Consider the following 14,031-nt stretch of genomic DNA (forward strand, 5'->3'; position numbering starts at 1 on the left):
CTTCATAAAATCCTTCTCCCTTCGAATTGGCCTGCGAGGTTAGCTGTCGGGTTAGGACGAAAAGAGAATGCCCCGCCGCGGAAAGATCGGCTTCACCCCAAATCCAAATACATGGGTTCCCCGTGCTTCATTAAGAGCTTCGGCCTTTATGTTGTGTTCTCGGACAAGAAACAGCTTAACATGACTTCGGAAGCGTTTCATTGGTTAAATAATGGTAATGCGAACAGGTACAAACACCCATCCGCTATAGCCCGCATATCGTATACCATGACTGACTACCGGTAAAGGAGTTATGCACAATGGTAAATTACGATTCTGAATTCTCGCAAGAACGCGGAATAGTTCCGACGCAAGAAACTCAATTCGGCACAACCGGCATCGGCGGCGGCATTATTGGCGGAGGTATATATATACCTGGCTTAGGCTGGTTTCCGGGAGGCGGCGGATTCCCAGGTCCAGGGCCAGGTCCGGGTCCAGGGCCTTTCCCTCCACCGCCGTTTCCGGGTCCGGGTCCAGGACCCGGTCCGTTTCCTCCACCGCCGTTCCCGGGGCAGAACCCCTTTGTAACTGTCGTCATCGACGGCGGTCAGGCCTATCCTTATATTCGGAATAGTTACCGCATTCGGTATTATCCCGGGTTGACTTTGTACCAAGCCCTGCAAAATACCGGCCAGGTACAATTCGGCGTAGGCGGCCGCATCCGGTCCGTATCCGGGGTCCCTATCGGAAGCAGCGTTGCTTATGAACTGCGCGTGAACGGCAGACTCATCTCCGGCAACTCCTTGTTCGTACAGTTGAACCCCAATGATCATGTATCTTTACGTTTAATTCTTGTAGGCGTACCTTATTAAGTCTCACACTGAAATAAAGCTCCCTGTCCCGAACAATCGGGACAGGGAGCTTTATTTCACACTTAATCGTTTAAGATCTGTACATTAAACAGCCTGGCATACGCTCCGTCTTTACGCATCAGCTCCTCATGCGTTCCTTGTTCCGTAATTTCACCATGTTCCACCAGTACAATCTGATCCGCATGCGTAATGGTGGACAAGCGATGAGCTACGATCAACGTGGTTCGGTCACGCGCAAGAGACTCAAGCGAAGCTTGGATCAAATGTTCGGATTCCAGATCCAAGGCGGATGTCGCTTCATCAAGCACAAGAATCCGCGGATCTTTCAGAAAGACCCGCGCTATCGCGATCCGTTGCTTCTGTCCGCCGGAAAGCTTAACGCCTTTCTCGCCGATTTCCGTATTGTACCCCTGCGGTAAGCTAAGAATGAAGTCATGAGCATTGGCCGCTTCGGCCGCCGCGTAAATTTCCTCCTCCGAGGCGCCCGGCCGGCCAAAGAGAATGTTCTCGCGCACAGAACCGCTAAACAACAGATTATCCTGCAACACCATTCCGATTTGGTTTCGAAGACTATGAATCGTGACGGATCGAATATCGTGACCATCGATGGAAATCGTTCCCTCCTGGATATCATAGAAACGCGGAAGCAAGGATATAAGCGAAGATTTTCCGCCGCCGCTCATCCCTACAAAGGCGATCGTCTGCCCTGGCTCAATTCGCAGATTGATTCCCCGAAGCACCCAATCCTCACTGGAATCGTAGCGGAATTTCACCTGTTCGAACGTAATGCCGCCTTTCACCCGCGGCAACGCCAAGGCGCCTTTAACATCCGTGATATCATAAGGCTCATGCAGCAATTCCATCACTCGGTCCAGGGAAGCAGAGGCTTGCGTTAACTCGGTTGAGGCATTTACCAGCCGGCGAAGCGGTGAATACAGCCGATCCAGGAAAGCAAAGAAGGCGACAAAAGAACCCACGGTTAAATTTCCTTGAATGACCTGGTAACCACCGTAGCTTATAACTAGCAACGGGGCTATATCCGTTAAGGTGTTAATGATCGCGTTCGTCATCGCATTCCAACGGGTCAGCGCAACCGCTCGGTCCAGAAACTGTCCGTTCTTGCGGTTAAAATGGTTCTTTTCATGCTCTTCTAGCGTAAAACTCTTGATCACAGGTATTCCATTTACCCGTTCATACAGATAACCTTGCATCTCCGCAAGCGCTTGCGACCGGGAACGCGACAGAAACCTCAGTTGTTTATAAAGCTTCTTCACAGCCAAACCGTAGAAGGGGAACACCGCGATGGATACCAATGTCAGGTCAACATCGAGCGTAAACATAAATGCGATCGCGAACGTTAACGTAAATAAGTCCAGCCAAACATTCATCATACCCGTTTCTACAATGCTCTTCGTCTGTTCAGCATCATTAATCATTCTCGAAATAATCTCGCCGACTTTACGGTTATGATAGTATCGCAGTGACAATTTCTGAATATGGTCATACAGCTTGCTGCGCAGATCATATAGGATTCGGCTGGTTGTCAGCTGTGCGTAATACTGCCGCAAATATTCGATCGGGGCGCGAATGATGACGAACAGCACGAAGGCCCCCGCCATAACGATCGCCAATTTTCTGATTTTCTCAGCAGGGGAGAGATCTCCCAACAAAAGCTCATCGACAACGTATTTCATCATAATGGGCAATGTCAGCGGGATGCCGAACTTCACCATACCAATTAGTACCGTTATAATGACCATGCCTTTATAAGGCTTTACAAAAGTAAGATAAGATTTAAAACTGGACAACTTTGGCCACACCTCCAACCTCAACTATAGACATCGTCATCAGGGAAAGCAAGAATGCAATACATATGAAATAACTTTCTAATTTTAGTGAAATCATACTATGAAGAGTTTGAGACCCGTTATTTCGGTTTAAGTAATATTTGTTCAATTCTATTCATAAACCTAGGAGGTTGAGAAAGATGAGAAAACATATTGTAGGTGCATTCAGTACTAGAGACGAGGCCATTTCGGCGATTGAGGATTTAAAGAGACTGGGTTACAATTCCGACGATATTTCCGTCGTCAGCCGTAACCAGGATCATCTAGAAACCATTACAGAAGAAACAGGTTCCAGAGTACCGGAAGGCATGGCGACAGGAGCTGCTACCGGCGGTGTCATCGGTGGGGTAGCCGGATTGCTCGCAGGCATCGGATTGCTTGCTATTCCGGGCGTCGGCCCCATTCTGGCGGCAGGACCAATCGCTGCCACGTTAACCGGCGCTGCTGTAGGCGCAGGCGCGGGTACGTTGGTGGGCGGATTAATCGGACTTGGTATTCCGGAAGACGAAGCTGAACGCTATAATGAATATGTCGATAACGACAAATTACTTGTTCTCGTTGATGTTGAACCGGAACGTCAAGCCGGAGTTTACGATATTTTCCGTACCCATGGCGCATTGAATGCGGACACCTATAACAACGGTGCGGTAGGTGATGTGAATTCCAATTATGATTCCGATCGCAAATTAACTAAAGATAACGACACGTTCATCCTGTAAATTATATTATAGTAACAGAAGCAGCACGAAACCAAGCGGTTTCGTGCTTTTTTGTTCACTCATATAACCCCTGCCCATGAATAATGGTAAACTCCACTTGAATATCGAATTCCATCTCTTTGATTTTATGGGGCCAATCCTTCGTGTCCCAGCCTTTTTGCCGAAACTTCTCACCGATGCCCAGCACATCCGTACCCTTATCGGTCGTTTCTTTAAGAAGGTTTTGGAGTTCCAACTTAATTTTAGATTCGAATTTCCTCTCAAGCTCTTGTTTATGTATTAAGGGCTTATCTTGTAGCGTATCGAACAAAGTCCCGCGCATTTTATAGTCTAGGTGCACCCGGTTGCGGCCAACCTTCACTTTTTTCTTATAATATTTAATCTCCACACTATCCGTACGTTTATTATCCGAAAATACAATGACATCCGCAGTTCGTTCCCCGACTAGAAGGTTCATGAACCGATTCTGGTCTTTACCCGTTTCCATTGCATAACGATCTCCCCTCAACACCGCCTCACCTTTGAGGAGTAATGCTTTGTCGGAAACATCAATAGAGCTGATCATCGCGCTTTCAATTCCACCGCTGGTCATTCGCGAATACTCTTTCCAAAGCTCTGAAGGAATATAGGTTGGCATGAACAGATGTCCTTTAGTAATGAAATCCAGCAACCGTCCTTTATCATTCTCCATAGCAAATTTAGCGGAGCTGTCAGACATAAATAAGAGAACACGTTGATTGATTTCGTAATGCCTGATCAACATATCTATATGCTTCAGAATTCCGTCATTTAACAATGGTTTCCCTATTACGACATATGCGATTTTATCTAAAGTCAGTTTCTTCTGATACCTTAAGCGCAACTCCCTAAAGCAATATCCAAGGCTCTTTCCCTTTACGGTTAATAAACGCATCTGTTTCATGGCGGACGCCCCCCCGCTTGAAGAATCCCCTGAACCAGCCGATCCTTCGCTTTCTTCTCCTCCTCCTCCTCCCCCATCCGGCATAATTTCCTGAACCGTCAAAACCAATTCATTATTCGGAGCCATATCGATCCCCATACCGACAATGAACGTCTGTGCCCTTAAATCTACAACATCTGTACAACCGCAAAGCAGAATGGAAAGCGATAGCCATATGCTCACCATTTTTTTATAATACGACATCTTATTTCCCCCCAACTTTAAGAAATAGCCACAACATGGTCGGGATGATTTGAAACAAAAGCAAACCGAACGCGGACCAATACACCTGTATGACCTCCCATACCTCGGTAGTAACCGGGAACAAATAGATCAGCCAGGCGATTAATCCCACACCTGCGAGAATTTTATATTCAGACTTGAAACCACTTATTTGCCTAATCCCTTTCATAGAGCAATACAAGGATAGAATCAAGCCCACCATCGTTATCAACAACCACAGAACCGGGGATAGAAAACTGATTTTCTCAATCGGCAGACGTTCAAAAGCAACGGTTTCCAAAGACTCTTGATAGGGAAATGTAAAATGGACAGCCGTCCGGATCCCGAAAATCCCGATGGGGAAAATAATAGCCATTAGCAAATGAACAGCCCCGATGGTGGTAGCCATCAACACAGGCGTTTTCAGACTTTTTCCAGGTTCTTTTTTCACATAAGGATATAAAAAAAAGAGGATCATCACCGGTCTGAACAGAAACAATACGGTCAAGTGCTTTGGATCAAGAATTGAATCGATCGGTCCCCAAAGAGGCAACAATCGATGCACATTCAACATAAAGAACTGAGGAATGTTCACCAATGACAACATCAACAATACCAGCGGGGTAATTATTGTAGCAAACCGGGCCCATGCCTCAATCCCTCTGGATACGGAATAGACGACGACCAATAAGGTAGCGGTGGCCACGATGGCTGAATGCGTTAAAGGTAATTGGGTGTAAGTCGTCAAGTGCCATAGCTTCATAAAGAACTGATAGCCCCAGATCAACATCTCGATCACCAACAACACACCGTAAACAGAACCTATCCAACGACCCAGCAACACCTTTGACCATTGAATAATCGTCTGATCTGGAAATCGTTCACACAAATGAACGCTGATCATTAAAGTGATCATGTTTATTCCATAAGCAATCAAAACTGCCCACCAAGCATAATGACCATAACTTTTCAACAAGGATTGTACATTGCCAATGGGTGTAATACCGATGCTTACCAAGGTCAATATAAGAAAAAATTGCATTCTCGGAATCTGCTGATAACCCATTATGAATCCGGATCTCCCTTCTGCCTGAAGTGATCTTGCGGTTCATAATTCGACATTCTTTTTTTCTGCTTGCTCTTGTCTCTTTCAAAGAAACCCAATAAAGCATAGTCTCTTGGTTGATTCGGGGCGAATGCGGACAAGTAAGGAACACCTAACGATTTAAGCGCGCTAAGATGCATCACAAGCACTACCGTTACCAGGGTAATACCATAAAAGCCCAGCAATGCGGAACCTACAATTAAAGGATACTTCCAAATCCGGAAAGCAAATGAAATTTGATACGAGGCAAAATAGGATCCGATGACCGTCAGGGCTGTCACAATAATCATGACTCGGCTCGTCAACCCCGCTTGCGCCGCGGCTTGTCCGATGACCAAGCTTCCGAACACATTAATGGCCGGACCAATCGTTCCTGGAACGAAGGAGGTTCCTTCCACGAACAGATCTAATATAACCATAAAGATAAATACTTCGAAGAAGGGCCCGTACGGAATATGCGCCTGATCCCTCGCAATGGATAAACCGAACTCTGTCGGTAACACCGTAGTATTGACCGTGACTAAAGCTAAATAAACAGAAGAAGCGTAGAGCGAAAGAACAATAGCGAAATATTTAAGCATGCGCACGAACGTAGGAATGATACTGCCTTGAAAAACATATTCTGACCCAATGAGCATGGAGTTCATGACCGTCGGCAGAAAAGCCATAAACGGAGAGCCTTCGATCGCGATGGCAATTCTGCCATCCGTCAGGTTCTTAGAAGTCCGTGCGGGAATTTCAGACAACTCATAAAGCGGAAACGGTGTATTGTTCCGACCGATAATCAGTTCCATCAGATCTTTTTGAACAGTAACAGCTTCAATATTAATTTTTTTGATGTTCGTCTCAATTTCTTCAACCCATTCCGGTTTGCAAATGTCTTTAACGTATATGAGACCTACTCGTGTTTTGGAACGTTCGCCGACTTCGAAATAATGAATGACGAGATTGGGATCCCGATTGCGGTGACGAAGGAGCGCGATGTTTGTATTTAAGTCCTCAACAAAGGAATCTTTCGGCCCCAGAATAAACTTTTCTATTTTCGGTTCGGATATAGCCCTTTTCGGCAAATCGGACAACGGTATGGCAATGACTATTGCAGTGTCTGTCCGCTGTGTCATTAAAACTACGTGACCGTCCAATAAAGCATGAATCAACTGCGCCATATCTTGCGGGGATTTAGCTTGGGGATAAATTCGTTTCCACTGCTCAGGCTCTTTAAGCCACAAATTCAACCTAGTTACAATCTCTTGCTCGTAGCGGGTCATATCCAACATAGTGTCCAGATAGATGCAGCACAGGTCCTCCTGTAAGGGGAAACAGGCCAAATCGTCCGTTGTTAAAATCCGCTTGACTTCGTTCATAATTTCTTGTGATGAAGAACTAAGCGGCGCTTTCATTTGACTGCTATCCAGCGTAGGTTGCGCCTGACTTTCCGGATGTTGTTTTCGTTTAAATGCGAAAGGGTGTTTCTTACGCGGATCCTTCATCGCTCGATCCCTCCGATCAACCTGTTTATCATAGGTTTCCAACAAAGGAAGGATTTATCCACCTTAAGGTGTGAAGGACGGCAACATGGAATCGGCAGGAAGCAGATCAGACACCTTTACAAAGTCGGCATCAGGGAAACGTTCGATGGATGCTAACAACTGTCGGGATGTAATTAATCCCGGGGAACCGACATGTCCGATGGTAATGCAGGTATCATGTGTATTCAAGTAGGTCCTTAATTTCACAATCTGTTTAGATACATGAGCGGTCGTATAGACATCATCCAAGAACACGGAGTTTAAACGGAAGGGTACACCCAACTCCCTTGCAAGAGCGGGAATGACGCTTTTACTATTCGTTCGGCTGTCCAGAAAAAACAGGCCCTTCTCTTTGCAAACTTCTAATACAATGCGCATAATACGAGGATCCGCGGTAACTTTGGAGCCCATATGATTGTTCATCCCTACGGCGTAAGGGATACTCTCTATAGCTTTAAGTACGCGATCCCGAATTTCCGCTTTGGATAAATCGGCTGTAATTGCCCCTGGACCCAGCCAACTTCGCTTCCCGCGAATCGGTTCCATTGGCATATGAATAATCACTTCTTTTCCCATGCGGTGTGCTTTCTCAGCATCGGATCGGGATGAAGGAAGGAACGGCATGATCGCTACAGTGATGGGGATCGGCAATGCCAACATTTCGGAAGTTCCCTTCATGTTGTTGCCAAAGTCATCAATAACGACAGCTATCTTCTTAGTTGACGTGTTCTGAGGTATGTTGGCTGACACCGTTGCGCTAGAAACTGATAACACTCCACTAATGCAAGTTATAATAAGCGCCATAACTATAGCAAGCAACCTTTGATTTTTAATTGGGTTTCGTTTCAAGGTGTAATCCTCCTAATAGTCGAGATGTGCCTATAGGATTACCTATAAAGGAAACATTATCAACATGAAAAAGCAGCCTCCCTCTTAGGAAGACTGCCCATAGAAATATTATTGCTCAGAAAAATGTAATTAACATCACAATAAAGGCAACTACAGCTACGCCGAGACTTAGAAATCCCTGTTGTTTGCGTTTCTGAAACAATCGCAGAATACCAAAGCTGAAGGAAGATCCGATCAATAATATGAAGAATGCGGCTAAGATAAAAAACTGCGGCGTTACTTCCGAAATATCCACTAAACCCATGAATCAACATCCTTATCTCTTCGTAATGAATCTGTCCTCCATTATAACCCAATCCGAACAGGCTAACAATTGACAGGTTTATGACAAACTTCGAAGGAAAGAGCGCGTACGGGTATTCGTAGATTGTTCAAAAATATAAGAGGGTGTCCCTTCCTCCACAATACTACCCTGGTCCATAATGACGACCTTATCCGCGACCTCGCGCGCAAATTTCATTTCATGGGTTACCACGACCATCGTTATGCCTTCTGAAGCAACCTCTTTCATAACTTTAAGCACTTCACCGACCAACTCCGGATCCAGTGCGGATGTGGGCTCATCAAACAGAACAACCTCAGGCTCCATAGCGAGAGCTCTCGCTATGCCCACTCGCTGCTGCTGTCCGCCGGATAGTTGATGAGGGTATTGATGGGCTTTCTCCGACAAACCCACTTTCTTAAGCAATTCTTCTGCTATAACCGAGGCTTCCGCTTTCGAGCGTTTCAACACCGTCAGCGGTCCTTCCATGACATTCTGCATAACCGTCATATGCGGGAATAAATTATAATTCTGAAATACCATACCCGTTTGTCTGCGAACCGATAAGATGGCTTGCTTGCTCGGCTGTTGATCCGTTGAAAATACTAACCGGGATGCTCCGACTTCCACAATACCTTCGGTTGGCATTTCCAGCAGATTAACACAACGCAGAAGTGTAGTCTTTCCCGACCCCGAGGGGCCGATAATGACAACTGTACTGCCTTTGTCCACCTGAAGATTCACGTCGTTCAGCACTTCAAGCTCCCCGAAGGACTTATGCAATTGAGTCAGTTGAATCATGGCGTAAGCCTCCTAATGTGAAACATAGCGGTCATATCGTCTTTCCAGGTAACCCTGCAATGTCGACAGAACCGTACTGAAAATTAAATAGATTAAAGCAACTTCTATATACAGCCAAAGACCCTCATACTTTACAGCATTAATGCGCTGTGTAACTTGAAGCATTTCCGGAACGGTGATAATAGCGGCCAAAGAGGTGTCTTTGACCAATCCAATGAACGAATTACTTAATGGAGGAACGGCAACACGAACGGCCTGAGGCACGATAATCCTTCTTAACGCTTGACGTCTTGTCATGCCGATGGAATCCGCCGCTTCCCATTGTCCTTTCGGTATGGACTGCAGAGCAGCCCTTATAATCTCTGAATTATAGGCACCTACATTGAGAGTGAATCCGATGACAGCAGCCGGAAAACCATCCAACGTGACACCTACGCTCGGTAATCCGAAGAAAATAATGAATAACTGAACCAAAAGCGGCGTCCCGCGGATGATCCACACATAAAACCGCGCAGGCCATGAGAATAACTTAAACTTGGACATACGCGCAAGCGCCGTAAAGAAAGCAAGGATAAGTCCCAATACAAACGAAATAAGAGCAAGCGGGATGGTAAATTCCAGTCCCGCTTGCAGTATCGGCCAAAAAGATTCAACTAACGTCTCTATAATCTGTTCCGTTCTTTCACTCATATGAATCACCTATTTCGATACGTCTTCTCCGAACCATTTGTTTGAAATTTCCAGGTATGTTCCATCGGATTTCATTTCCGCCAAGGCCTTATTTACAGCCTCCACAAGCTCTGGATTACCTTTGTTCATCAGCAGTGCACTTTCAGAAGCATTATCTGTTTCATCCACAACGATGACAGGCACATCCGGACGTTGTTTCTTGAAGTCCAGGTAAGACAAGGAGTCGTTAATCGTAGCATCAATACGCTTCGAAATCAACAGCTCCATCGCTTGATTAAATCCGTCAACCGGAACGATTTCCGCACCATGACTCTTGGCGATTTCGCCCAAGTCGCTGGTCAAGGATTGACCTGACTTCTTGCCTTTCAGATCATCGAGTTTCTGAATTTCTTTATTATCCTCGCGAACCATCAAGACAGCCTTGGACACAATATACGGATTCGAGAAATCGTACTTCTTCTTCCGGTCATCATTAATGGAAACTTGATTCGCAACAAGATCAAAGCGTTTAGCGTCCAGTCCGGCAAACATGCCGTCCCATTTGGTTTCGATAAATTCCGCCTTAACACCCAGGCGTTTCGCAACTTCCTCGGCAATTTCCACATCAAAGCCGGTTAGCTTCCCGTTTTGATCATGGAAAGTAAATGGTGCATAAGTACCTTCCGTCCCTACGCGAAGGGTGCCGCTGGATTTAATATCTTCAAGCAAATTACCAGTTGCGGCCGCATTGCCGCCGTTATTTGGAGCGGAGTCGCCTCCGTTACTTTCATTACCGTTGTTGCCGCAAGCCGATAATAGTAAAGCGAGTACAAGTAAAACCGATGTGTAAACAAAACCCTTTTTCATGAAAAAACCCCCTGATGTCTTAATCCCTATTGGGATAGTATGAATTATAGTGTATTTCGACAAATTTCGTCAACCCTTCATTTTACATAAGATTAGATTTCCATAAATCCCCTGAAATATACAGCTCATGAAACAAGCCCTATGCTATTTAAGCACAGAGCTTGGTATTGAAACGGCAACCCCTATTAATTTCGTGAGCTTAAATGAGTTGGGTCAGATAACGTTGCTGAATAATGTTCATATGATGCTTCTCATGTCCGGCAATAATATAGGCCAAAGCTCGAGCACTTGTCTGGCTTCCATTCGCGATTCCTAAGCGTATAAACGCCTCTTCGCTTATGGTATCCAGCAACGTGAACGTGGACTGACGCACGACCGCCAGATTGGATGCAAGCTGCGCAAGGGGAATCTCGGCGAATGAAGAAGCTGCTACGAAAGCATCTTCGTCAAACCCTGGCAATTCAGCTGATCCGTTGCGAGCAATCCATAACAATCGGTAACTCAAAATACGCTCTGTGTCCCCCATATGTCCAAGCAACTCTTTAATGCTCCATTTGTTTTCCGCATATCTGTAGTTGCCTTGCTCCTCGTTTAACCCGGCAATCAGAGCTTGGGTGTTGTCCCCGCCTTCACGAAGAAGGTCTCTGATGTCTCCCTCGCCAATCTTACCTATATACGTCTCATAAAATGAATGATATTCATCCTTCAACGGTCTATTCAACATATGCATACTTCCCCTCTCATCCCTAGAATAATCTACAGTTTCTAGGTTTGAGATTCAAATTCCTTTATTTGAAAAAGCTGTAATCTTACATATGCAGAAATAAAGAGGTCCGTCCTACAAATTGCGGGAGGGTCCTCTTTGATTTAATAGTCCTTTCAACGTTAACAGTTGAATCGCGGCTTTCACATGAAATTCACTGAACCCGCTTCTCTTGGATAACTGGTCATGATTCTTGGGGTCAAGCTGAAACTTGGTCAACAGGTCATAAATCCGTTTCTCGGCAACACTTAAATCTTCGTAATTGTATTTCATATCTGCCTCAATTCCTATGATTTGTGATATTTTTATTTACCCCATATCGGAATGTAGGAAACAGGAAATATTTATAAAGCAAGACTCAGTGTTTCGACAAATGCTTCAAGTTCTTTCTGCTCTTCTGCTGAGAACCGGTTTTCCACGGGGCTGTCGATATCCAATACCCCCACTAAACGGCCATCCTTCATTACAGGAATAACGATCTCCGACAAAGACGCGGCGTCGCAAGCAATATGTCCGGGAAATTCGTGCACATTCGCTATGCGCAATGTTTCCTGACGGGCTGCCGAGGTACCGCAAACTCCTTTACCCAGCGGGATCCGAACACAAGCCGGCAGTCCTTGAAACGGCCCTAATACCAATTCATTCTTCGCTTCTTCAATCAGATAAAAGCCTACCCAATTAATATCAGGCATGAATTGATTTAATAAAGCCGCCGCGTTGGATAGATTAGCGATCAGGTTCGTTTCATCTTCGACTAAGGCGGATAATTGCTTTCTTAGAAGACTATAATTATGTTCTAAATCCTGGGAATATTCGGTTTGTTGAAACATGGCAAAGGCCCCTTTCGATCGGTAATTCCCCTACTATATCATGTTTCGAACCAGGGTTGTATCTATCTCTTGAGGTGTTTATGCGCTTCAAACTCTGGGTAGATAGGATAGGTGCTATTCGGATACCAAAATCATACGGAGGAAGTTGTCAGTAAGATGACTTCTTTGTATAATGTAACCTTCATGCAGCACACTACGACTATAAGGAGGATCTGTTTATGAACACAACAATGAATGCAACACCCTCAGGCTCCAAACATCCTCCCGGTTTGTACCTGTTATTTTTTACGGAAATGTGGGAGAGGTTCAGTTTCTACGGCATGCGTGCTTTATTAACACTATACCTGACTACGGCCTTAATCAGCGGAGGTCTTGGATTTAATGAAGCAACCGCTCTAAGCATTTACGGGTTTTATACCGGGGCTTCTTATTTTACGCCGATGATCGGGGGGTATCTCTCTGACCGCTTCATCGGACAGCGCTTTGCTGTTACGCTAGGCGGTATTCTGATGGCGCTTGGGAATTTTGCCTTATTCGCCATGCATTCCCAGACGGGACTGTATCTCGGGCTGGCATTATTGATCGCGGGTAACGGGTTCTTTAAACCGAACATTTCGACCTTGGTAGGCGAATTGTATGGCGAGAAGGATGACCGCCGGGACTCCGCCTTTACAATTTTTTATATGGGAATCAACATTGGCGCCTTTTTGGCACCGTTAGTTTGTGGATTTTTGGCAGAAGATATGTTCAAGACAACGGTAGACGGCGTGGTTCATTTCGGCTTCAGATACGGCTTCTTGGCTGCATCGCTCGGGATGGTTATCGGACAAATTATATTCAATACGTTAGGTAATCGATATCTTGGGGATATAGGTAAGAAGAAGGTAAAAGCCGTAAACATTGCGGGCACTGAGAAATCCAGAGCGCCTCTTACACCTGCAGAGAAGAAAAGAACAGCGGTTATTCTGATCATTACTTGTTTCGTCGTCTTCTTCTGGGCAGGATTTGAACAAGCCGGTTCTTCCTTGACTTTATATACGGATAAATTCGTGGATCGCGATCTCATGGGATGGACAGTGCCAACCTCTTGGTTCCAATCGGTTAACCCCCTGTTCATTATCTTGTTTGCTCCCCTCATCTCGTTGTTATGGGTTAAGCTTGGCCGCTCCCGCAAAGGGGATTTACCTATACCTACGAAGATGGCCTTGGGAATGATTATGCTGGGTTTAGGTTACATGGTTCTGCTCATGGCTGTTATGAAGACGGGAGGCAATGAACAGGAAATTACGTATAGAGCGAATATGCTGTTTATTGTGTTCACTTACTTCCTGCACACGATGGGCGAATTATTCCTTTCCCCCGTCGGACTTTCCATGGTTAGTCGTCTGGCTCCGATTAAGATCGCTTCCTTGCTCATGGGTGTATGGTTCGCCAGCACAGGTGTAGCGAATATTCTTGGCGGTCAACTAGCGGCTGTCACCCAATCGCTAGGCTACTTTGATGTATTTCTAATCATTGGCGCGGCGGCAATCTTCATGGGAATCGTGCTTCTGGCATTGTCCAAAAGACTTGTGTTGATGTCAGGCTGCAAGGTTTAATATATGAGTAGTTAATACTAATGAAGAAACCTCGATTTCTTTCCCTTCCGGGGGAAGAAGTCGAGGTTTCTTTCATTCATTCGTTTGCTGCTTACATC

General features: G+C 45.5%; 15 protein-coding genes and 1 riboswitch. Of the genes, 3 read left to right on the forward strand and 12 right to left on the reverse strand.

Annotated features, from left to right (window positions below; all coding sequences use genetic code 11):
• Positions 1–13: 13 nt before the first annotated feature.
• Positions 14–155, reverse strand: a riboswitch (cyclic di-AMP (ydaO/yuaA leader).
• A gap of 144 nt (positions 156–299) precedes the next feature.
• On the forward strand, positions 300–851 hold the full coding sequence (locus tag SY83_RS23390; protein WP_068609641.1) for a hypothetical protein: 552 nt from the start codon (positions 300–302) through the stop codon (positions 849–851).
• A gap of 62 nt (positions 852–913) precedes the next feature.
• On the opposite strand, the gene SY83_RS19680 is transcribed toward SY83_RS23390, so the two are convergent.
• On the reverse strand, positions 914–2,659 hold the full coding sequence (locus SY83_RS19680) for an ABC transporter ATP-binding protein (RefSeq protein WP_068609642.1): 1,746 nt from the start codon (positions 2,657–2,659) through the stop codon (positions 914–916).
• A gap of 179 nt (positions 2,660–2,838) precedes the next feature.
• Between SY83_RS19680 and SY83_RS19685 the strand changes: the two genes are divergently transcribed.
• Positions 2,839–3,417 carry a YflT domain-containing protein gene (locus tag SY83_RS19685; RefSeq protein WP_068609644.1) on the forward strand — a complete coding sequence of 193 codons (579 nt, stop codon included), beginning with the start codon at positions 2,839–2,841 and terminating at the stop codon, positions 3,415–3,417.
• A gap of 55 nt (positions 3,418–3,472) precedes the next feature.
• Here SY83_RS19685 and SY83_RS19690 read toward each other — a convergent pair whose 3' ends face one another.
• From SY83_RS19690 to SY83_RS19740, 11 genes are all read right to left on the reverse strand, one after another.
• Positions 3,473–4,582, reverse strand: coding sequence for a Ger(x)C family spore germination protein (locus SY83_RS19690; protein ID WP_068609647.1), 1,110 nt, complete (start codon positions 4,580–4,582; stop codon positions 3,473–3,475).
• A 1-nt stretch (position 4,583) separates the two neighbouring features.
• The gene (locus SY83_RS19695) at positions 4,584–5,666 is read right to left on the reverse strand and encodes a GerAB/ArcD/ProY family transporter (RefSeq protein ID WP_068609649.1); all 1,083 of its coding nucleotides are present in this window, start codon (positions 5,664–5,666) and stop codon (positions 4,584–4,586) included.
• A complete protein-coding gene (locus SY83_RS19700; RefSeq protein WP_068609651.1) occupies positions 5,666–7,195 on the reverse strand; it encodes a spore germination protein in 1,530 nt (509 codons plus the stop codon). The genes SY83_RS19695 and SY83_RS19700 overlap by 1 nt, the downstream gene beginning before the upstream one ends.
• Positions 7,196–7,258: 63 nt before the next feature.
• On the reverse strand, positions 7,259–7,984 hold the full coding sequence (locus tag SY83_RS19705; protein ID WP_068611228.1) for a divergent polysaccharide deacetylase family protein: 726 nt from the start codon (positions 7,982–7,984) through the stop codon (positions 7,259–7,261).
• Positions 7,985–8,198: 214 nt separating this feature from the next.
• Positions 8,199–8,387: a hypothetical protein gene (locus SY83_RS19710; RefSeq protein WP_068609653.1), complete on the reverse strand. Its 189-nt coding sequence runs from the start codon at positions 8,385–8,387 to the stop codon at positions 8,199–8,201.
• Between the two features lie 78 nt (positions 8,388–8,465).
• Positions 8,466–9,206, reverse strand: coding sequence for an amino acid ABC transporter ATP-binding protein (locus tag SY83_RS19715; protein WP_068609655.1), 741 nt, complete (start codon positions 9,204–9,206; stop codon positions 8,466–8,468).
• A gap of 12 nt (positions 9,207–9,218) precedes the next feature.
• Entirely contained in the window at positions 9,219–9,896 is a 678-nt protein-coding gene (locus SY83_RS19720) for an amino acid ABC transporter permease (protein WP_068609657.1), read from the reverse strand.
• 9 nt (positions 9,897–9,905) lie between these two features.
• Positions 9,906–10,742, reverse strand: a complete 837-nt coding sequence (locus SY83_RS19725) for an amino acid ABC transporter substrate-binding protein (RefSeq protein WP_068609659.1) — start codon at positions 10,740–10,742, stop codon at positions 9,906–9,908.
• Between the two features lie 199 nt (positions 10,743–10,941).
• Complete coding sequence (locus SY83_RS19730; RefSeq protein WP_068609661.1) at positions 10,942–11,466, reverse strand: DinB family protein; 525 nt, start codon at positions 11,464–11,466, stop codon at positions 10,942–10,944.
• Between the two features lie 114 nt (positions 11,467–11,580).
• Positions 11,581–11,778: a hypothetical protein gene (locus tag SY83_RS19735; RefSeq protein ID WP_068609663.1), complete on the reverse strand. Its 198-nt coding sequence runs from the start codon at positions 11,776–11,778 to the stop codon at positions 11,581–11,583.
• Positions 11,779–11,849: 71 nt separating this feature from the next.
• Complete coding sequence (locus tag SY83_RS19740) at positions 11,850–12,335, reverse strand: GAF domain-containing protein (RefSeq protein WP_068609665.1); 486 nt, start codon at positions 12,333–12,335, stop codon at positions 11,850–11,852.
• A 218-nt stretch (positions 12,336–12,553) separates the two neighbouring features.
• Between SY83_RS19740 and SY83_RS19745 the strand changes: the two genes are divergently transcribed.
• Positions 12,554–13,933, forward strand: coding sequence for a peptide MFS transporter (locus SY83_RS19745; RefSeq protein ID WP_068609666.1), 1,380 nt, complete (start codon positions 12,554–12,556; stop codon positions 13,931–13,933).
• Positions 13,934–14,031: the final 98 nt, after the last annotated feature.

This window comes from Paenibacillus swuensis (assembly GCF_001644605.1).
In the GTDB taxonomy this organism is placed as follows: Bacteria; Bacillota; Bacilli; order Paenibacillales; family DY6; genus Paenibacillus_N; species Paenibacillus_N swuensis.